Raw genomic sequence first — 19,630 nt, forward strand, 5'->3', positions numbered from 1 at the left:
ATAATTCATGAAAATTTATCAGAAGAAAAGCACGGTGGTTGTTACCGCGATAAACGCAATGAACAGCAGCACCATCACCGCTATCGCGAACGTTGTGGAATCCTGAACGTAGGTTTTTTCCTCACCCTTCATCGGGCCGACAAGCATGATCCAGATGAAGATAAAGGTCACTGAGGCAATCACGACTGAAACGAAAAACAAACTTTCTCTCAATTCATAACCTCAACGACAACCTTTCAGGTGCTGTGCGGGGACGTGCTACGGTGAAAATGTCTTGAAACGGAAGTGATTATACCAGACCAATAAACCACGAGAATTTATCAGTCTGGTTATCAACATGAGGAGAGTTACGCCACGTTGCGGGCGTGCCCGGCAAGAACAGCCAGTGCTTCGCCGTTTTCGATAGTGATGTATTTACCCTTAACGGCCAGCATTCCGCTCTTCTGGAAACGGCCCAGCAGACGGCTGATGGTCTCAACGGTCAGGCCCAGGTAGTTACCGATATCGCCACGGGTCATGGTCAGACGGAATTCACGCGGCGAGAAACCACGCTCGGCGAAGCGGCGGGAGAGGTTATAGATAAACGCGGCCAGGCGCTCTTCTGCATTCTTTTTGGAAAGCAGAAGAATCATGTCCTGATCGCCTTTGATCTCACCGCTCATCAGACGCATCATTTGCTGACGCAGGTTAGGCATCTTACCGGACAGATCGTCCAGCGTTTCAAACGGGATTTCACAAACCATAGAGGTTTCGAGTGCCTGAGCAAAGCTCGGGTGGTGGCCAGTGCCGATGGCATCAAAGCCCACCAGATCGCCTGCCAGATGGAAGCCGGTGATCTGCTCGTCACCCTGTTCGGTGATGGTGTAGCTCTTGATGGTGCCAGAACGGATAGCATAGAGCGATTTCAGTTCGTCTCCCGCTTTAAACAGCGTCTGCCCTTTCTGAATAGGTTTTTTGCGCTCGATGATGTTATCAAGCTGATCGAGTTCATGCTCATTCAGGGTAAACGGGATACAGAGCTGGCTGATGCTGCAATCCTGGCAATGGATAGCACAACCGCCAGACTGAATGCGTCGTATAATTCGCTTTTCCGGGATCATAGGTTTGCTCAAGCCTTAATTGATATTGGTCAATTTTAACATCTTTTTGGTAAGTACGTAAGCCTGACAAATCATCAATAAGGACAAGAGACGGCAACGTGTTGCCATCTTCTTGAAATTCCACAGTTTGCTTATGGATTTTTGGCCTAACCAGTAGAAAATTAAGCACAAAAAGCCTGGAATCTACAGCAAGAGATACCCTTCGTGACGCAGTAACCACTCCTTGCGCTGTACGCCACCGGCATAGCCGGTCATGGTGCCGTTGCGGCCAATGACGCGATGGCAGGGAACCACAATGCTGACCGGATTGGAGCCGTTGGCGGCACCCACCGCGCGTGCGGCGCCTGCACGGCCTAGCTGCTCTGCGAGCTGGCCATAATGCATGACCTGTCCACATGGGATCGCCCGCAGCGCTTGCCACACTTCACGCTGAAAAGGCGTGCCTGCCGTGGCGGTTGGCAGAGTATCAATGATGCTGAGATCGCCTTCGAAATACGTCGCCAGCTTGTCACTCAGCCCGCCAGGGTTGGTGGCGCTGATGCGTTCATAACCCTGTGCGCGGTAATGAATATTAAGCAGTTCTTCCATACGGTCGCTGTGCTCTTCCCACTCAACGGCGCGCAGATTGAACGTCTCATCCGCGATAACCCACAGCGGCCCGAGCGGCGTCGCAATTTTATCTTCGAGTAATCTCAGCATCGTCATTCCTTTAGTTCAGCCTCGGGTATATCCCCGGCCCAATCGGCAGGCCGACAAGATACCATGCCACCAGCATCACCAGCCATACCCCTAAAAAGATAAGCGGGTAGGGTAAAACCAGCGAATAGTAGGTACCCAGTTTGGCCTCCGGTTTATAGCGCTGCAGGAAGCCTAAAAACAGCGGAACGAAAGGTGAGACGGGCGCCAGCGGGATCACCGAAGAGTCCGCGATGCGGAACAGGATCTGGGCAAACGCCGGGTGGAACCCGAGCATCATAAACATCGGCACGAAGATCGGCGCCAGAATTGACCAGATGGCGGAGCCGCTGGCAATAAACATGCACAGCAGGGATGATAGCAGCGCCAGACCAACAAACGCCGGTACGCCGCTTAGTCCGGCAGCCTCCAGCGCGTCGGTCAGGCCCACGGCCATAAACTTGCCCATGTTGCTCCAGTTAAACATCGCCACGAACTGCGCCAGCGGGAACACCATCACGATAAAGCCCGCCATCTCTTTCATTGGCTCGATCATCAGCTGCGGCAGATCGCCCTGACGGCGGATTTTGCCGGTGGCGATACCGTAGGCGAGCGAAACGACAAAGAAGAAGAGAATAATCAGCGGCACGATGCCCTGTATAAACGGCGAGGGCAGGACGGTATGTTTAACCGGATCGCGCAGAATGCCGTTTTCCGGCACCACCATCAGCGCCACCAGCGCGATAAACGCCAGCGAAACCAGCCCGGCCACGCGCAGGCCGAAGCGTTGCTCTTTGCTCAACGTCTCCAGCTTTTCATCGCTACGGCCTTCCCATTTGCCCAGACGCGGCTCGACGATCTTATCGGTAATCAGCCCACCGACAATTGTCAGAACAATCACAGAGCTCGCCATAAAGTACCAGTTGTCGATCACGCTGACGTGCATGGCCGCATCAATGGTTTTCGCCGCCTCCGTACTGATGCCCGAGAGCAGCACGTCGGTGGTGACGATCAGCAGGTTGGCGGTAAATCCGCAGCCCACGCCTGCAATGGCCGACAGCAGGCCCGCCACGGGATGACGTCCGACGGCGAGGAAGATCAGCGCCCCCATCGGCGGCATAATCACCAGCGCGGCATCGGACGAAATGTGGCTGAAGAAGGCGATAAACAGCACCATATAGCTCGCGTAACGCGCGCTGACGTGCGACGCCATTTTTACCATCAGCGCGGGTAATAAGCCCACGCGTTCAGCCAGCCCGGCGCCCAGCACCAGCGCCAGAATGGCCCCCAGCGGGGCGAAACCGCTGAAGTTTTTGATCACGTTCGGTAAAAACCAGTGCAGTCCGTCAACACTGAGCAGGTTTTTTACCGCCACCAGGCTGCCGTCGGCCGGGCTGCGCACGCTGACGTCAAAAGCCGAAAGTACAGCGGTGGCGACCATCAAAATCACAATCAGATAGATAAACAGCAGGAAAGGGTGCGGCACTTTATTGCCGATCCTTTCAACCCAGCCATAGAGCTTACCGGATGGGGAATGCGAAGGTATGGATGACATACTCATGGGCGTTCCTCGGGAGTGTTGTGTTGTTGTGTTGTGTTTTTTTATTTTAAAGGTGACGGTGTCACGCCCTGTGGGATCGGACACGCGTACGGTTTTTCTTCAATTTGTTGTTCGAACTCTTCACGGCATTTTTTCAACAGATCAGCATCCTGCAGCAGATTAAGCGCGGTCGCGCCCATCACTTTTCCCGCCAGCAGCATGCCTTTGTGGGCAATGGAGGTACACCCCTGCGCCACCAGTTGCCAGGTGTGCAGCGGCGTACCGATGGTAAAGCAAGGGCTGAAGCACTGGGCGACCGGCATTTTCCAGCTGACGTCGCCCACGTCCGTGGAGCCAGCCAGGACGTTGTCGGTGATAGCATAGGGTGCGACTTCATCCACCAGCAGCGTCTCCTGATGGCGGCGAGCAAAGGCTTTGCCTGCTTCTCCCCCCGTTGCGGCAATGTTTTTCAGGCTGTTCTGCAGATCGTTGGACGTCAGCGTGGCGCGGATCTCGCGGGCAAAGTCGCGCTCTTCATCGGTCCACTCCGGCGTGCCGTAGTGCTGCAACGCGCGGTACATCGCCGCCTCAAGCGTGCGGTTCGGCAGGTAGCTGGAGCAGGCCTTATCAAAGCGGCATTCCACGGTGGTTTCGGTCATCATCGCCGCGCCCTGGGCGATTTTCTCGATGCGTTCGTAGATCTGCTGCGCGTCAGCCATCTCCGGGGCGCGGATCAGGTACAGCACCTCGGCTTGAGCCTGAACCACGTTGGGCGAAATCCCGCCGGTGTCGGTGATGGCGTAATGGACGCGCGCTTTCTCAATGATGTGTTCGTTGAGGAAGTTGGTGCCGGTGGTCATCAGCGTTACGGCATCCAGTGCGCTGCGCCCTAAATGGGGCGAGTTGGCCGCGTGCGCCGCCACCCCATGAAAACGCCAGGCTGCCTGAATATTCGCCAGTGTGCTGACGTTAAACATTCCCGCGAAGGCCTCCGGGTGCCAGGTCACGGCGGCATCGACGTCATCAAACAGACCTTCGCGCACCATAAAGGTTTTCCCGGATCCGCCTTCCTCACCCGGACAGCCGTAAAAACGCACCGTTCCGCTGCCGCCGTGCTGTTCCAGCCAGCTTTTCACCGCTACCGCGCCCGCAAGCGCCGCAGTGCCCAACAGGTTATGCCCGCAACCGTGGCCGTTGGCTCCTGGCGTGGCGGATTGCGCCGTCGCGCAGTGCGCCTGCTGGCTTAGCCCGGCCAGTGCGTCGTATTCGCCCAGCAGAGCGATAACCGGTTTTCCGCTGCCGAAGCTGGCAATAAACGCGTTGGGGATACCGCCAGCCTCGCGGGTCAGCGTAAAGCCTTCTGCTTCCAGCTCGCTGGCGAGTCGTTCGGCGGACCAGAACTCTTCAAAGCGGGTCTCGGGACGATCCCAAATCGCGTCGGCAATATCGGTTAACGTCTGACATCGCGTGTCGATGGCATCGGCAATAAAAGCGTAGTTCTCCTGCATTACACACCTCGCGTCCACGGGAAATTAAGCGCAGTTCGCGCCAGTGTTTCGATGGCGATAACCATGACCTGCTCATCGAAGTCAAATTTTTCGTTGTGATGCCCTGCGCTCAAATCCGTGCCGAAAACCATATACGACGCCATGCCGCCGTTTTGCTGCACGCGGGCCATCATTAGCGTGGCGTCTTCAGAGCCTGCCGGTGCTTTCACCTTATCGATTGCGTGTACAATTCCGGCAACCTGGCTCGCCTGTTCACGCAGGTAATCAACCCAGGCCGGCGTCGGCGCGCTGGAGGTGGCGGCCCCCATCAGGCGCATTTCGGCACTCACGCCGTAGAGCGCGGCCGCACCGGTAATGACCGCCTGCGCGCGTTCAAAGACATACTGGTTAATAGCTTCGCTTTCACCGCGGGTTTCAACCTTGATCAGGGCATTGGCGGGCACTACGTTGCGTCCGCTACCGGCCTGTATCACTCCGACGTTGACCCGGGAAGCGCCTTCGCTGTGCGGGGCGATGCTATGCAGGGCGAGGGTGGCCTGCGCGGCGGCAAGCAGGGCGTTACGTCCGTCCTCCGGTTTGCCGCCCGCGTGTGCGGCAACGCCGGTAAAGCGCACGTCGAATTTTGTCGTCGCCATAAAGTTATCGCTGCCGCAGATCGCCGTTCCGGCGGGGACGCCGGTACCTATATGGATGGCGGTAAAATAGTCCACGCCGTCCAGCGCCCCGGCGGCGACCATGGCGCGCGCGCCGCGGGTGCCTTCTTCGGCAGGCTGGAAGATCAGCTTGATGGTACCGTTGAGCTGCGCTTCATTCTGCTTAAGCACCTGCGCCAGCCCCAGACCAATGGTGGTGTGGCCGTCGTGCGCGCAGGCGTGCATCATTCCCGCGTTGCAGGAGGCAAAACCGTCGCGGAACGGGCGATGGCTGTCGTCGAGCGCTTCGCTTAAATCCAGGGCATCCATGTCGACGCGAAACGCCAGCGTCGGGCCAGGACGACCGGTATTCAGGGTTGCCACAATGCCGGTAAATCCGCCTTCAAACGGCGCCAGCCATTTCTCAGGCGCGCCCTGCGCACGCGCACGGGCAAACTCTTTTTCCAGGGTGGCGTTATCGGGCAGCCCCATACGGCTTTCGGCATCGACCACGTCGCGGCCCATCGCCAGTTCGTAGCCCAGAGAGTCGAGGATTTCCGCGACTTTCGCGGCGGTACGAAATTCTACCCAGCCGGATTCCGCAAAATGGTGAAAATCGCGACGCCATGCGATCAGTTGGGGGGATAATGTCTGGATGTACTGCGCCAGTGTGTCCATATCTGTTCCTGTCATCATTAAAAAATGTGAACTGCTTCACGCTGTGATAGTTTTTACTTATCACTAACCGTTTTTTCACAGTTTTAACCGTTCAGGAATTACCCTCGCACATCCCTTTCCATTAAAGTAGATGACAGTTTCTTTACTCTGATAAACAACGGTTATCGGTTGAGCTATGTCATTTCAGATTAAATTTCATCAAATCCGGGCGTTTGTTGAAGTGGCGCGTCAGGGCAGCATTCGCGGTGCCAGCCGGACACTGAATCTCTCGCAGCCAGCGCTGACCAAATCCATCAAAGAGCTGGAGGAGGGCATGGCGGCGCAGCTTTTTGTGCGCCGGAGTAAAGGCGTTGCGCTGACCGAGTGCGGGGAAGGGTTTTACCAGCGCGCCAGGCTGATTCTGGAAGAGCTGCGTGCGGCGCAGGATGACATTCGCCAGCGGCAGGGGGATCTGGCCGGGCAGATCAATATCGGGATGGGGGCCAGCGTGTCACGCAGCCTGATGCCCGCCGTCATCACCCGTTTCCACGCCCAGCACCCGCAGGTTAAAGTGCGAATTATGGAAGGTCAGCTGGTGTCGATGATCAATGAATTACGCCAGGGCGAACTGGACTTCACCATCAACACCTATTATCAGGGGCCTTATGACCATGAGTTTACGTTTGAAAAACTCTTCGAAAAACCGTTTGCGGTATTTTGCCGGGAAGGGCATCCGGCGACAGGGGCAACATCTATTAACGATCTGCTGCATTATAACTGGACAATGCCAACGCCGCGGGGAAGTTATTATAAGCAATTAGAAGATCTATTTCGCCACCGCTCACAAATACCGCAAATTGGTGTGGTATGCGAAACCTTTTCCTCCTGTATCAGCCTTGTCGCGCAGAGTGATTTTTTAAGCATCCTGCCGCAGGAATTGGGCTGTGACCCGCTGCTGGCGCACCGTCTGGTCATTCTGCCGGTTGCCGAATCGCTTCCAAAAGCAACATATTATTTAATTCAGCGCCGTGATTCACGCCAGACGCCCCTTGCCGAATCATTAATTACGCAATTCAGAAGGGAAGCAAGGAAAATAATTACCGGGTGAAATCCACAGAATAAAAAAAACAGAGTCTGTCCGACATCAGACAGACCCTACAGTACACACAGCAGTGCGTCCTTTCGCAAGTCCTGAGTATTATATCCATGGGGCAGGTTAATGTAGTTATAACACCTTTCCCGAAAAATGAAAGGAAAGAGAGTTGTTGATTTTACAAAATTTTAACGTAAATCACTTATTTCAGTTTTGATGAAATTTTAGTTAAGTCAGGTTTAAGTGAGTTTTATAACTACTATATATATTCATCAGGTTAATATTTGTCACGCCCTGCGTCCTGTCAGGGTTATTGAGGCACCTGTCTGGCGCAGGTATAGTACAGGGCCAGATGTAGCCGGAGGATTTCCATGAACCCTGACGACAAAACCCTTTTTCTTGACGCCATGGAGGATGTCCAGCCCCTGAAACGCTGCACCGATATCCACTGGCAGCAAAGCCGTAATACCCGGGCCCGCCAGGACATCGACACCGAACAGCTCGACAACTTTCTGACCCTGGGCTTCCTTGAGTTACTGCCGCTTGACGAGCCGTTGGCGTTCCAGCGTGAAGGCGTTCAGCAGGGCGTTATTGATAAGCTACGTTCCGGTAAATATTCCCGCCAGGCCAGCTTAAATCTGTTACGTCAGCCGGCTGAACGCTGCCGCCAGATGCTGTATTCCTTTATTCGCCAGGCCAGTCGTGACGGATTACGTAACCTGATCGTTATTCACGGGAAAGGGCGCGAGCAGAATTCGCATCCTAATGTGGTGCGTAGCTATCTGGCACGCTGGTTAACCGAGTTCGAGGAAGTGCAGGCGTTCTGCGTGGCGCTGCCGCATCATGGCGGCAGCGGAGCTTGCTATGTTTCCCTGAGAAAATCCGACGAAGCGAAGCAGGAGAACTGGGAACGGCACGCCAAACGCAGCCGTTAGCGGGCGATATCCTCGCCCGCCTGTGGCTTAGAACGTTTCCCAGTTACTGTCAGGGGTGGCGTTAGCCGTTGCCGGGCGTAACAGCTGCGGCGTTTTCACATTGGCCGGGCGCGGGGTTGCCGCGTTTTCTTTTCCGTTCAGACGAAATGCGGCTACGGCCTGGCGCAGCTGTTCGGACTGATCTTCCAGCGCCGCTGCCGCCGTGGCGGACTGCTGCACCAGCGCGGCGTTTTGCTGCGTCACGCTGTCCATCTGCGACACGGCCAGGCTCACCTGCTCAATTCCGCGGCTCTGTTCATCCGATGCGGACGAAATCTCGCCCATGATATCGGTTACGCGGGTGACGGCGGCAACAATCTCTTTCATGGTCGCGCCCGCTTCGCTGACCTGTTCAGAACCGGTGTTCACCCGGCTGACGGAGTTCTCGATAAGCCCTTTGATCTCTTTTGCCGCCTGCGCGCTGCGGCTGGCCAGCGTACGGACTTCACCCGCAACAACCGCAAATCCGCGGCCTTGCTCGCCCGCACGGGCCGCTTCTACCGCGGCGTTAAGCGCCAGAATGTTGGTCTGGAACGCAATGCTGTCAATCACGCCGGTAATGTGCGCAATCTGCTGCGAACTGTCGGCAATTTCGTTCATGGTGCGCACCACGTTATCCACGACGTGGCCGCCGCGAGCCGCCGTTTCTGAGGCGTTTTTCGCCAGCAGCGTCGCCTGACGGGCATTATCGGAGTTTTGTTTAACCGTTGCGGTCAGCTCTTCCATGCTGGCGGCAGTCTCTTCGAGCGAGGAGGCCTGCTCTTCGGTGCGGGCGGAGAGATCGTTGCTTCCGGCGGCGATTTCACCCGCGCCGGTGTAGATGGAGTCGGTGCTGCCGCGTACGGCGCTGACGGTCGTCACCAGCGACTGCTGCATCTCATGCAGGCCAGCCGCCAGTTGCCCCATCTCATTACGACCAGAGAGGGCGATATTCTGCGTCAGGTCGCCTCCCGCAATGGCGCGAATATGGTTCATGATGGTGTTGAGTGGCTTTAACAGCAGGTGCTGCAAACCCTGCCAGATCACCACCAGCACGGCGATAACGGCCAGGAAAATGGCTGCCAGCGTCCACTGCATCTGCGTGAAGCTGCTCTGGTTCTCTTCGGTTGCCGCCTTCAGCAGCGTGTTGTTCTCGGCACGCCAGCGGTTATAGACCGCTTCCATGTCGTCCTGGGCCTGCTGAGCGTCCAGATCGCCATAGGCCTGGTAGTTGTCGGCGCGCAGGTACTCAATCGACAAACGCATCACCTCGTGCATCTGATTCCATGACTTCTGCATCTCGTCGGTTAATGCCGCATTCTGGCCGTTAACCTGCGGCATTTTCTGCCATTCTTTGTTATAGGCTTCAGCTTTAGCCAGCGAGTCGCCTGCGGTGCCCAGCAGTTTGTTAATCGCGGCAAGGGACGCCGGGTCGCGCTGGTTCTTCAGGTAGCGGATCGCCACGCGGGTGACGGTAACGCGTGTTTTTACCAGCGTGTTCACGCTGTCGCTCAGGCTTTCCTGCTGGGCATTCAGCACGCCGGAGTTCTGGAAGTTATGGCGATCGTTGCTGACGGCAGAGTAGAACAACCCTCCCGTGACAACTTGCAGCAGACAGAATATGGTGAGGGCAAAGATAATACCGGTAATCACGTGCAGATTTTTCAGCATAGCGGTCGTCCGTTAAAAAGATGCAGAGGTACACCCATACTATCGTCGTATAAAATTTAAACTTTAATTTAACTCGCGCTTAACTAAGGGGTCCTGTGAGGAACCTGTTGTAAATCCGGATTATTTTTATGAGGAAGGTCAACATGAGCAGCATTGATAGAAGCGGAACGTACGCGCTCGGAACGCGGACGGTTAAACGACTGGGCTACGGGGCGATGCAGCTTGCCGGGCCGGGCGTATTTGGCCCACCGAAGGATAAGCAAGCCGCACTGGAGGTGCTGCGCGAAGCCGTGGCGGCGGGAGTGAACCATATTGATACCAGCGATTTTTACGGCCCGCATGTGACGAACCAGCTGATCTGCGAGGCGCTTCATCCTTACCGGGACGATCTCACCCTCGTCACCAAGATCGGCGCTCGCCGCGATGACAAAGGGGCCTGGCTGCCGGCCTTTTCCGCGCAGGAGTTGACCCAGGCGGTTCATGACAACCTGCGCAACCTGAAGCTGGATGTGCTGGACGTGGTGAACCTGCGGATCATGTTCAGCGCACATGGCCCTGCGGAAGGATCGATCGCGGAACCGCTTTCCACCCTCGCAGAATTACAGCAGCAAGGGCTGGTACGCCACATTGGTCTGAGCAACGTCACGGCCACGCAGGTGGCAGAGGCGCGGAAGATGGTGCAGATCGTCTGCGTGCAGAACATGTACAATATTGTGAACCGCGGCGACGATGCGCTGGTGGATTTACTGGCGCAGCAGGGGATTGCGTATGTGCCGTTCTTCCCGTTGGGAGGCTTCACGCCACTGCAGTCCACCGGCCTGCAGGCCGTCGCGGATTCCCTGGGCGCAACGGCGATGCAGGTTGCGCTGGCATGGTTGCTGCAACGTTCGCCGAACATCCTGCTGATCCCCGGCACCTCTTCGGTGGCGCATCTGCGGCAAAACCTCGCAGCGGGAGAACTGCAGTTACCGCCCGCAGCGCTGGAAAAACTGAACGCGCTGATGGACTAATTGCGACATGGGCAAAGCCGGAAGGGCACTTCCGGGCTTTGCTTTTTCAGACTTCTCGTTGACTTATCTGTCTGTGAAGCGCTAAGGCCTCCGCCACAATTTCCTGCTTACTTTTACGCGTCTCAAAGGCGGTGATTCTGATGTATTCCATCAGGTCAGCCTCGATGCGGGCGCTGAACATTCTGAGATCGGCCTCCTTGGCTAAACCGCGGGCAACGCGCTTGTCAGGATAGTCACGAGCTGGCACAGGAAACGTCCTCCGGGAAGTCTTAATAATTCGTGCGATGAATATGCTTTTTTATCACAATAAAGTCAATATATAGTGTGTTAGTAGTGATTTTATTTTTGCTATCTCATTTATAAGTGATAGCAAAGTGATTTTGTCGTGACTTATGTGTGACTTTTAGGTGGGTATTAAAAATCATAGAGCGGGTGACCCGCAGTGGATGTTGCCAAATAAAATCCGCTCAAACTTCAACGCGTTTGGGTGCGCCTCCGGAAATGACCTTGATCCTTGTCCATAATCCGTAATACTGTATTTATATACAGTATCTGGCGGGAAAGGCATCATGGACACTCTCTTTTCTTATCAACCAAAACAAATCATTGAATTACCTTTATTTTTAGAACGTGTTGCCTGTGGCTTTCCAAGCCCTGCGCAGGATTATGTGGAGGATCGTCTCGATCTTAACCGGCTGGCAGTCAGGCACCCCAGCGCGACCTACTTTATCAAAGTGAGCGGGGACTCCATGATCGGCGCGGGGATTAGCGACGGTGATCTGCTGGTGGTCGATCGTTCGTTAAATGCCGAACATGGGGATATCGTCGTGGCGTCGGTCGGCGGTGAGTTTACGGTGAAAGAGCTACAGACCCGCCCGGTTCTGCGGCTGCTGCCGCGTAATGCCCGCTATCAGCCGATCGCCTTTCAGTCCGAAGAGGAGCTGCAAATCTTCGGCGTCGTCACCCACACTCTCAAAACGCATAAACATGTTCGCGCTGGTTGATGTAAATAGCTTCTATGCCTCCTGCGAGAGGGTATTTCGCCCCGATCTGGTGGATAAGCCCATCGTGGTGGTGTCCAACAACGACGGCTGCATTATTTCGCTGTCGCGGGAGGCAAAGCAGTTCGGCATAAAAATGGGTGAACCCTATTTTAAATTCAAAGAGAAGGGGTACCCGTCGCGGGTTTACGTTTTCAGCTCGAACTATGCGCTGTATGCCGATCTCAGCAGCCGGGTAATGCAGACGCTGACCGATCTCGCGCCGGCCATTGAGATCTACTCCATTGATGAAGCATTCGTGAACGTTTCGGGGGTCAGCAACTGCATGTCGCTGGACGCATTCGGCCACCAGATGCGCACGCAGGTCTTTAAAAATACGGGCTTAACCGTTGGCGTCGGGATTGCGCCGACCAAAACGCTGGCGAAGCTGGCCAACTATGCGGCGAAGCGGTGGTCAGCCACCGGTGGCGTGGTCGATCTCTCGGATCGTGAACGGCAGCGTAAACTGCTGGCGAAGGTTCCGGTGGAGGAGGTGTGGGGCGTAGGCCGACGCATCACGAAAAAGCTTAACGCGATGGGGATAACCACGGCGCAGGAGCTGGCGGAAGCGTCATCCTGGGTCATCCGCAAACATTTTAACGTGGTAATGGAGCGCACGGCGCGCGAGCTTCGCGGTGAGCCTTGCCTCGATCTGGAAGAGTTTACCCCCACGAAGCAGCAAATTATCTGTAGCCGTTCGTTTGGGCACCGTATAACGCAATACGAGGAGATGCATCAGGCCATTTGCGCCTATGCGGAACGTGCTGCGGAAAAACTGCGCGGCGAGCATCAATATTGCCGCTTTATCAGCGTGTTTGTGCGCACCAGCCCACACGCGGACAACGAAATTTATTACGGCAACCAGGCTTCCGTCACCCTGATGACGCCCACCAATGATTCGCGCGATATCATCCGTGCCGCCACGGAGGCACTGTGTCGTATCTGGCTTGACGGATATCGCTATATGAAAGCGGGGGTGATGCTGGCAGACTTTTTCAGCAGCGGCGTAGCCCAACTGAATTTGTTTGACGATAACCGCCCGAGCGCCAACAGCGCGGCGCTGATGGCGACGATCGACAGCGTAAATCATTCCGGCAAAGGAAAAATATGGTTTGCCGGGCAGGGGATTGAGAAAGCCTGGGCGATGAAACGCGAGATGCTGTCACCGGCCTATACGACGCGGTACGCGGATTTGCCGGTAGCGAGATGAAAGGCGGCTATGTGTGACAAAGAGCCGAAGACGGTTTACGGACGCCGCTTCTGTGCAGCGTCCATAGCATCAGGGTTAAGGGCTTACTCAACCGTTAACGCATCGACAACCTCAGCCACGCTTCTCACGCTGCGGATATTCCCGATCCCCGTGCCGAGCGCGATATAACCTTCATCGGTATTATTTTCCAGCATGCCCAGGCGCAGGCCCCGTAATCCTCCCATCGCCTTGCCCAGCGCTTCATTGCTTGCGCCAGCTTTATCCATCGCCGCCAGTTTTTCCGCCAGCTTGCCGGGGAGAGAACGATAGTAGTGGGGGACAGTGCGGAAAAGCAGCAGGTCCAGGCCGTTGGCGGCAACAATTTTTTCTTTGACCTCCTGCGGCACTCGGCTTTCTTCCGTGCTGATAAACACCGAGCCGGCAAACACACCTTCCGCACCTAATGCATGCGCCGCTCTGGCGGTGCGGTTATCGGTAATGCCGCCCGCAGCCATCACCGGGACGTGCTTCACGGCATCGGCAATCAGCGGCACGATGGAAAAGGTGCCAAGCGCCGTTGCGGGTAAGGTACCGCCTTCATCAAAACCGGTGGCCACAATAATGTCAGCCCCTGCGTCTTCCGCGAGACGGGTGTTTTCCGGGGTGGGATTAATGTCGCGGTAGATAATGGCAATACCCGCCTCTTTTAATTCACTGAATAGCGCAGGAATAATGCTGCCTTCCCCATAGCCCGTGTACACAACGGCTCTGACGCCTTCTTCTTTCACCACCTGAAGGATAGGCCCAGTCCAGACGTCATTAACGGCCGTGGGGATCAGGTTCACGCCAAACGGTTTTTCGGTCAGCCGTTTGGTTTTGCGAATTTCTTCGCGCATTTTTTCGGCGGTCTCTTCCGGCGTGGAAACCGCGGTGTCGGCGGTTAAACCGGCATTAGGCCCCAGCACGCCGAGCCCTCCGGCATTGCTGACGGCGGCGACCAGCCTTGCATCGGTGAGCCAGGAAAGTGGCCCCTGAATAACAGGCTTTCCGATACCCAGGATCTGACAGATACGGTTATTTTTCATAGCAGAACATTCCTCACGTTTGAATGGAGGAGAGTGTAGGGCGGAAGATTGTTAGGAAAAACAGCCAAAAAGATTCATCACTGTTATAAAATAAGTAATAATCCTGACATTCCTGTGACGGCAAAAGAGACAACCAATGCAACTAAATCTCTTTGAATCAATTAGAGTTTTCATTGAAATTGTCGAGTCGGGCAGCCTGACCCAGGCGGCGGAAAATCTGCAGATCCACCGTCCGGCGGTCACCAAAGCGTTACAGCATCTGGAGCAGCACAGCGGCACGCGTTTGCTGCAGAGAACAACGCGGCGGATTAGCCTGACGCCGGACGGCGAGGCGTTTTATCGCCGAAGTAAACCCCTGCTGGCGCAGGCGGACGATTTACTGGAGTCGTTTGGCACTGGCCGGGCAATACACGGTCAGTTGCGGGTGGATATGCCCATCGCTTTTGCGGCGCTGAGGGTCATACCCAACCTGCCGGATTTTTATCGGCAGCATCCTGAAATCGACATCATACTGAGCAGCTCTGACCGCCGTCGGGATATGCTGCGCGATGGCCTGGACTGCGTGCTGCGAGTGGGGGAGCTGGACGATGGTGACTATGTCGCGCGCAAAATCGGGAACATTAACATCACGACCTGTGCCAGCCCGGCCTGGCTGGCAAAACACGGTACGCCAGAAACGCTGGATGATTTATACAAACATCAGGCCATCAACTGGATTAATAACAACAGCAGAAAAATTCAACCCTGGACGTTTACTACGCCAGAAGGCATTGCGGAAATAACGCTGCCCGGCAAGCTGGTCGTGGATAACTCCGAAGCCTACATCGCGGCGGGCCTGGCCGGGTTAGGGTTAATACAGGGAATGAATCTTTTTCTGCAGCCCTATATTGACCGCGGCCAACTGGTTGAAGTGTTACCGGAGCATCGCTCCCCGGATCGTAAATTGTCGCTTCTCTATCCACACCGTCATCTCTCCCGCAAGGTGCGGGCCTTTACCGAGTGGCTGGAAAGTTTAGTGTAAAACCGCCACCGGAGAGGAGCCGCCCGTTCATGACACCGCGCGCCAATCCGTTCCATGGCATTCAGCAGGCGAGGCGTGGGTTCGTTTGCGCAGTTTAGCCGCAGCAGCTGACGGAGGATGAGATCCCCCGGATCCTGAGGAACCGTTTTGCGCTGACTGCTGCGTAATCTGCCGGGGAACGATTGAGCCTCAGCTCACCTTTCTTCTGCGGCTTTGCGCTGAGTCCCCCACTGTAACAGCAGGCTAAACGACGCGGGTAATACGGTCAGCGTTACCAGCGTCGCGACCAGCAGCCCGCCGATAATCGCATAGGCCATTGGCCCCCAGAATACCTGATGAGAGATCGGGATCATACCCAGAATGGCGGCGCATGCGGTCAGACAGATGGGCCTGGCCCGATGCTCCGCGGCCGCCACAATCGCGGCATCGTTTGCCATCCCCTGCGCAAGATTACTGTCTACCTCGCTAATCAGTATCACCGCGTTACGCACGATCATCCCCGCCAGGGCGATGACGCCCAGCAGCGCGACAAACCCCATCGGCGTGCCGCCGGGCAGCATAGCCAGCACGATCCCCGGTAAACCAAACGGGGCCATCAGAAGCGCCAGCAGCATCCGGGAATATCGGCGCAGCTGAAGCATCAGCAGCATCAACATGATGACAAGCGTCACCGGAAGAACGCTAAAAACGGAACTGTTCCCCTTATCTGATTCGGCAACCGCGCCGCCTTCTTCTATGCTGTAACCGGCAGGCAGCTCCGCGCGCAGCGTGTCGATCGCCGGACGCAGCGCCGCCGATACCGCTTCGGCCCTCAGCCTCGGCGCAAGGTCAGTTTGCACCGTAATAAAAGGCAACCGCTGTCGACGCCAGATGACCGGATCGTCCACGCTCCAGACCGGCGTCGCGACGGCGCTGAGCGGAATTTTTTTACCGTCATTCCCCTGAACGGTCAGCGAGGAGAGGGTGGCGGTGCTGTGACGTTCATTGTCCGTGGCCCGCAGCACCACGTCGACAAGGCGATCGTTATCCCTGACTGAGGTGACAACACTGCCGGACCAGAGGGTATTCAAGGTGCGGGCGAGAGCTTCTGACGATATTCCTGCCGCCCTGGCCGCCGTCTGATTCACCTTCAGAGTAATGATCCTCTCCGGCTCTCCGGCCGTCTGGTTAACCTCGCGCGACAGCGGCGATTGGCCAATCGCGTCGGCCAGACGGTTCGCAAGCGCCCGGACCTGCAGATAATCAGGCCCGCTCACCCGGTATTTGATTGGCCAGCCGACGGGCGGCCCAAGCTCCAGGGGCGACACGCGCGTGATGATGTCGCTAAACTGCGCCGCCAGCAGCCTGTTCAACTGCCCATGCAGACGATCCCGCGCCTGAAGATCCTTCGCCACCACCACAATCTGGGCGATGTTTTCATTTTCCAGCAGCACGTCCATCGGCAGGTAAAAACGGATGGCTCCTGACCCGACGTACGTCGAGTAGCGCTCAATATTGCTGTTGCCGGCCAGCGCGTGTTCCAGCTTTTCCACCTCTCTTAACGTTTCCGGCTGCGACGCGTTGGCCGGAAGCGTCAGGCTGACCAGCAGCTCAGGCCGGTCCGACGCCGGGAAGAACTCACCCTGCATAAACGTGGTGCCGTACACGGACAGCCCCAGCGCGGAAAGCGCAATCAGCACGGTGGCGAGGCGGTGACGCAGCGCCAGCCCTAAAAGCCGCCCGTACCCGCGCGCGATCCTTCCGGGGCCTGCCGCGCGATGTCTGACCTTCTCCGGCAGCAGCCACGTGCCCGTCAGCGGCGAAAACAGGATCGCGACAACCCAGGAGCAGAGCAGGGCAATCAGCACTACCGCAAACAGGGAAAAACAGTATTCACCAGCGCTGGAGGCCGCAAAACCAACGGGAATAAACCCGGCAATCATCACCAGGGTTCCGGTGAGCATCGGGAAGGCCGTCGTTTTGAATGCATGGGTGGCCGCATGCCGACGGGAATCCCCGGCTTCCAGTCGGGAGACCATCGTTTCGACGGCGATCATGGCGTCATCCACCAGCAGACCCAGCGCAATGATCAGCGCCCCAAGCGAGATACGCTGAAGCCCGATGCCGGCGAGCATCATGCCGGCAAACGTCATGGCGAGCACCAGCGGAATGGTCGCAGCCACCACCAGCCCCGCCCGCAAACCCAGCGAGACAAATGAAACCGCCAGCACGATAACAACTGCTTCAATAAGCACCCGGACAAAACCGCTTACCGCGTCACTGACCACCGCCGACTGATCGGCAACTTTCACCATCTCAATACCGTGCGGCAGCCCGGCGCTGAGGGCCGCCATTCTGGCGTTCAGCGCAGCACCGAAACGCAGCATGTTGCCCGTTGGTGCCATCGACACCGCCAGCCCGATGGCCGGTTTGCCGTTTACCCGGTACGCGGGGGCCGGCGGCTCGGCGGCTTCCCGGGTGACGGTGGCGATATCGGTCAGCGGAATATAGCGATTGTTAATGTGCAGCGTGACGGCGCGTAAACTCTCTTCGGACGTGAGCGCCCCGCTGACCTTGATCGCGATGTTATCCTGCCCGGTACGCATAACGCCAGCCGGGACAACCGCGTTTTGCGCCCGCAGCGCATCGGCGACCGCCTGAATATCCAGCCCCATACCCGCCAGACGGGCCGGAGAAAAGGCGAGAACGATCTGCTCCTGCTGTTCGCCCAGCAGGGTGGTTTTGCCGATATCCGGCAAGGAGGCGAGCTCACGACGTATTGTCTCAACGCGGTCCCGCACTTCCCGTAAGGTGTAGCCGTCGGGAATAAAGCCGTAAATCGTGCCGAACGTATCGTCAAATTCGTCGTTCACGGCCGGGCCCTGAACGCCTTCCGGTAAAGACGGCGCGATGTCCTGCATTTTTTTGCGGATCTGATACCAGATGTCCTGCACCTTTTGCGGCGGGGTATCGTCGCGAAGATTCACATGGATAACCGCGCTCCCGGCGCGGGTTTCACTTTCGAGATAATCAAGCCAGGGCGTTTCCTGCAGCTTTTTTTCAAGCGTATCGGTCAGCAGACGGGTGGTATCCGTTACGGACGCGCCCGGCCACTGCGCGGAGACGACCGCCGTTTTAATGGTAAAAGCCGGGTCTTCATTACGCGGCAGTTTTTCATAGCAGAATACGCCCATCGCCACGATCAGCAGCATGAAGAAACTGACCATCTGCTGATGGTTAAGCGCCCATGCGGACAGGTTAAATTTCGCTTCCGGTTTCGTGTTCATGGCTGAACCTCCCCGGGTACCACCGGCTCTCCGGAACGGAGTTTGCTCACGCCAGCCGTAATCACCCGGTCGCCTGGCTCAAGGCCGGAGGCGATAATCACCGAGGAGGCCGTATAGCAGGCGGGTACCACCGCGCGCAGCTGCGCCTGCGAATGCGGGTTAATCACGAACACCGCCGGTCTATCGCCTGTTCGGCTCAGCGCCGATGCGGGAATGACGTAACCTCGCGGGCCAGTGGAGGGCAGGGTGACGGTGACGCTGGCACCCAGCGCCATCGCCGCTGGCGGGTTTATCAGGGTGGCCCTGACGCGCCAGGTGCGGGTCTGAGGATCGGCCTGCGGGGTGATATCCCGCAGCACGGCAGATGCCTGTACCGACGGGTCGCTGAGCAGGGAAACCCGCACTTCCGCCTTATCCAGCGGCGGTATCGCATTGGGCGTGGCGATATCAAACGCTACGTCGCGAGCCTCACCGGTTGCCAGCGTAAGCACCGTCTGTCCCGCGCTGACAACCTGGCCCGCAGAGGCGCTCACCTCGGTGATCGTGCCGGTTTGTGGGGCGATCAGGCGCGTCCAGCCAAGGCTTTCGCGGGCGTTACGCCATGCGGCCTCGCTGCTTTTTAATCGCGCGCGGGCGACAAGCCAGTCCGCGCGGGCGCTGTCGAGTTGCGTGCGGGCTATTGCGCCCGTCGGCATGAGCTTTTGCATTCGGCTGACGTTAAGCGCGGCAACCTGCGCTGAGGCTTTGGCCCCTTCATAGTCGGCCGTTGCGCTGTCGAGCTGATTTTGTCCGGTGGTATTTTCAAGCGTGGCCAGCAGCTGTCCGGCGGTGACACTGTCACCAATATCAACGCTACGCGTCAGTATCCGGCCACCGGTGCGAAAGCTCAGCGTCGTTTCATCGTGGGCATGGATCTCACCGGTTCTTTCCAGCGCGGGAAGGGATTGGGCGGTGCCAACGACAACGTAGCGCACCGTACGCACTGGGGCAGGCTTGTTTTCCTGTTTGTCACCGCAGCCGGTGAGCGGAAAAATCACCAGCGCGAGCAGGACCAGAGGGAGAAAATTTACCCAGGAAAGGGTGCGCGCCACGCCGTACAGATGGTGCAGGCAGTGGCGGAGGGAGAGAACAAATTCGTCTGACATAACGCCGCTCCATAAAGATGAGGGCGTTATTAAATGCGCGCTACG

General features: G+C 57.0%; 17 protein-coding genes. 6 read left to right on the forward strand and 11 right to left on the reverse strand.

From position 1 onward, the window contains the following. Nucleotides 1–18: 18 nt before the first annotated feature. From MX657_RS10490 to MX657_RS10515, 6 genes are all read right to left on the reverse strand, one after another. A complete protein-coding gene (locus MX657_RS10490) occupies nucleotides 19–201 on the reverse strand; it encodes a hypothetical protein (protein ID WP_346808386.1) in 183 nt (60 codons plus the stop codon). A 146-nt stretch (nucleotides 202–347) separates the two neighbouring features. Then, complete coding sequence (gene fnr, locus MX657_RS10495) at nucleotides 348–1,100, reverse strand: fumarate/nitrate reduction transcriptional regulator Fnr (protein WP_006174991.1); 753 nt, start codon at nucleotides 1,098–1,100, stop codon at nucleotides 348–350. Nucleotides 1,101–1,283: 183 nt separating this feature from the next. Next, the gene (gene ogt, locus MX657_RS10500) at nucleotides 1,284–1,799 is read right to left on the reverse strand and encodes a methylated-DNA--[protein]-cysteine S-methyltransferase (protein WP_346808389.1); all 516 of its coding nucleotides are present in this window, start codon (nucleotides 1,797–1,799) and stop codon (nucleotides 1,284–1,286) included. Between the two features lie 10 nt (nucleotides 1,800–1,809). Continuing rightward, complete coding sequence (gene abgT, locus MX657_RS10505) at nucleotides 1,810–3,336, reverse strand: p-aminobenzoyl-glutamate transporter (protein ID WP_062935594.1); 1,527 nt, start codon at nucleotides 3,334–3,336, stop codon at nucleotides 1,810–1,812. Nucleotides 3,337–3,377: 41 nt separating this feature from the next. After that, nucleotides 3,378–4,823: a M20 family metallopeptidase gene (locus tag MX657_RS10510; protein WP_346808392.1), complete on the reverse strand. Its 1,446-nt coding sequence runs from the start codon at nucleotides 4,821–4,823 to the stop codon at nucleotides 3,378–3,380. After that, a complete protein-coding gene (locus tag MX657_RS10515) occupies nucleotides 4,823–6,133 on the reverse strand; it encodes a M20 family metallo-hydrolase (protein ID WP_346808393.1) in 1,311 nt (436 codons plus the stop codon). Before MX657_RS10515 ends, MX657_RS10510 begins: the two co-directional genes overlap by 1 nt. A 175-nt stretch (nucleotides 6,134–6,308) precedes the next feature. Here MX657_RS10515 and MX657_RS10520 point away from each other — a divergent pair, with 175 nt between their 5' ends. Both MX657_RS10520 and smrA read left to right on the forward strand, forming a co-directional pair. Then, entirely contained in the window at nucleotides 6,309–7,220 is a 912-nt protein-coding gene (locus MX657_RS10520) for a LysR family transcriptional regulator (protein WP_080327280.1), read from the forward strand. Between the two features lie 356 nt (nucleotides 7,221–7,576). Then, a complete protein-coding gene (smrA, locus tag MX657_RS10525; RefSeq protein WP_217479666.1) occupies nucleotides 7,577–8,140 on the forward strand; it encodes a DNA endonuclease SmrA in 564 nt (187 codons plus the stop codon). A 27-nt stretch (nucleotides 8,141–8,167) separates the two neighbouring features. Here the strand turns inward: smrA and tcp are convergent, their stop codons facing one another. Beyond that, complete coding sequence (gene tcp / locus MX657_RS10530) at nucleotides 8,168–9,829, reverse strand: methyl-accepting chemotaxis citrate transducer (RefSeq protein WP_080327278.1); 1,662 nt, start codon at nucleotides 9,827–9,829, stop codon at nucleotides 8,168–8,170. Nucleotides 9,830–9,972: 143 nt separating this feature from the next. Between tcp and MX657_RS10535 the strand changes: the two genes are divergently transcribed. Continuing rightward, on the forward strand, nucleotides 9,973–10,839 hold the full coding sequence (locus MX657_RS10535) for an aldo/keto reductase family oxidoreductase (protein WP_080327277.1): 867 nt from the start codon (nucleotides 9,973–9,975) through the stop codon (nucleotides 10,837–10,839). Between the two features lie 46 nt (nucleotides 10,840–10,885). On the opposite strand, the gene MX657_RS10540 is transcribed toward MX657_RS10535, so the two are convergent. Beyond that, a complete protein-coding gene (locus MX657_RS10540) occupies nucleotides 10,886–11,086 on the reverse strand; it encodes a hypothetical protein (RefSeq protein WP_080327276.1) in 201 nt (66 codons plus the stop codon). Nucleotides 11,087–11,408: 322 nt separating this feature from the next. Here MX657_RS10540 and umuD point away from each other — a divergent pair, with 322 nt between their 5' ends. Both umuD and umuC read left to right on the forward strand, forming a co-directional pair. Next, nucleotides 11,409–11,843, forward strand: a complete 435-nt coding sequence (gene umuD, locus MX657_RS10545; protein ID WP_080327274.1) for a translesion error-prone DNA polymerase V autoproteolytic subunit — start codon at nucleotides 11,409–11,411, stop codon at nucleotides 11,841–11,843. Next, nucleotides 11,827–13,089: a translesion error-prone DNA polymerase V subunit UmuC gene (gene umuC / locus MX657_RS10550; protein ID WP_346808396.1), complete on the forward strand. Its 1,263-nt coding sequence runs from the start codon at nucleotides 11,827–11,829 to the stop codon at nucleotides 13,087–13,089. Before umuD ends, umuC begins: the two co-directional genes overlap by 17 nt. 83 nt (nucleotides 13,090–13,172) lie before the next feature. On the opposite strand, the gene MX657_RS10555 is transcribed toward umuC, so the two are convergent. Beyond that, a complete protein-coding gene (locus tag MX657_RS10555) occupies nucleotides 13,173–14,153 on the reverse strand; it encodes an NAD(P)H-dependent flavin oxidoreductase (RefSeq protein ID WP_119914698.1) in 981 nt (326 codons plus the stop codon). A 136-nt stretch (nucleotides 14,154–14,289) separates the two neighbouring features. Between MX657_RS10555 and MX657_RS10560 the strand changes: the two genes are divergently transcribed. Further along, nucleotides 14,290–15,174 (forward strand): LysR family transcriptional regulator, encoded by an 885-nt coding sequence (locus tag MX657_RS10560; RefSeq protein WP_080327271.1) that lies wholly within the window; start codon nucleotides 14,290–14,292, stop codon nucleotides 15,172–15,174. 194 nt (nucleotides 15,175–15,368) lie between these two features. Here the strand turns inward: MX657_RS10560 and MX657_RS10565 are convergent, their stop codons facing one another. Both MX657_RS10565 and MX657_RS10570 read right to left on the reverse strand, forming a co-directional pair. Further along, entirely contained in the window at nucleotides 15,369–18,440 is a 3,072-nt protein-coding gene (locus MX657_RS10565; RefSeq protein ID WP_346808400.1) for an efflux RND transporter permease subunit, read from the reverse strand. After that, nucleotides 18,437–19,585 carry an efflux RND transporter periplasmic adaptor subunit gene (locus MX657_RS10570; protein WP_346808402.1) on the reverse strand — a complete coding sequence of 383 codons (1,149 nt, stop codon included), beginning with the start codon at nucleotides 19,583–19,585 and terminating at the stop codon, nucleotides 18,437–18,439. Before MX657_RS10570 ends, MX657_RS10565 begins: the two co-directional genes overlap by 4 nt. Between the last annotated feature and the right edge of the window lie 45 nt (nucleotides 19,586–19,630).

Origin of the sequence: Enterobacter chuandaensis (genome assembly GCF_039718975.1) — a bacterium.
GTDB lineage: Bacteria > Pseudomonadota > Gammaproteobacteria > Enterobacterales > Enterobacteriaceae > Enterobacter > Enterobacter chuandaensis.

Bases quoted from the DNA above. Each gene is read 5' to 3' on its own strand.
- ogt (WP_346808389.1), bottom strand. From the start codon at position 1,799: ATGCTGAGATTACTCGAAGATAAAATTGCGACGCCGCTCGGGCCGCTG.
- umuC (WP_346808396.1), top strand. From the start codon at position 11,827: ATGTTCGCGCTGGTTGATGTAAATAGCTTCTATGCCTCCTGCGAGAGG.
- MX657_RS10535 (WP_080327277.1), top strand. From the start codon at position 9,973: ATGAGCAGCATTGATAGAAGCGGAACGTACGCGCTCGGAACGCGGACG.
- MX657_RS10510 (WP_346808392.1), bottom strand. From the start codon at position 4,823: ATGCAGGAGAACTACGCTTTTATTGCCGATGCCATCGACACGCGATGT.
- umuD (WP_080327274.1), top strand. From the start codon at position 11,409: ATGGACACTCTCTTTTCTTATCAACCAAAACAAATCATTGAATTACCT.
- MX657_RS10560 (WP_080327271.1), top strand. From the start codon at position 14,290: ATGCAACTAAATCTCTTTGAATCAATTAGAGTTTTCATTGAAATTGTC.
- MX657_RS10570 (WP_346808402.1), bottom strand. From the start codon at position 19,585: ATGTCAGACGAATTTGTTCTCTCCCTCCGCCACTGCCTGCACCATCTG.
- MX657_RS10515 (WP_346808393.1), bottom strand. From the start codon at position 6,133: ATGGACACACTGGCGCAGTACATCCAGACATTATCCCCCCAACTGATC.
- abgT (WP_062935594.1), bottom strand. From the start codon at position 3,336: ATGAGTATGTCATCCATACCTTCGCATTCCCCATCCGGTAAGCTCTAT.
- fnr (WP_006174991.1), bottom strand. From the start codon at position 1,100: ATGATCCCGGAAAAGCGAATTATACGACGCATTCAGTCTGGCGGTTGT.
- MX657_RS10565 (WP_346808400.1), bottom strand. From the start codon at position 18,440: ATGAACACGAAACCGGAAGCGAAATTTAACCTGTCCGCATGGGCGCTT.
- MX657_RS10520 (WP_080327280.1), top strand. From the start codon at position 6,309: ATGTCATTTCAGATTAAATTTCATCAAATCCGGGCGTTTGTTGAAGTG.
- tcp (WP_080327278.1), bottom strand. From the start codon at position 9,829: ATGCTGAAAAATCTGCACGTGATTACCGGTATTATCTTTGCCCTCACC.
- smrA (WP_217479666.1), top strand. From the start codon at position 7,577: ATGAACCCTGACGACAAAACCCTTTTTCTTGACGCCATGGAGGATGTC.
- MX657_RS10555 (WP_119914698.1), bottom strand. From the start codon at position 14,153: ATGAAAAATAACCGTATCTGTCAGATCCTGGGTATCGGAAAGCCTGTT.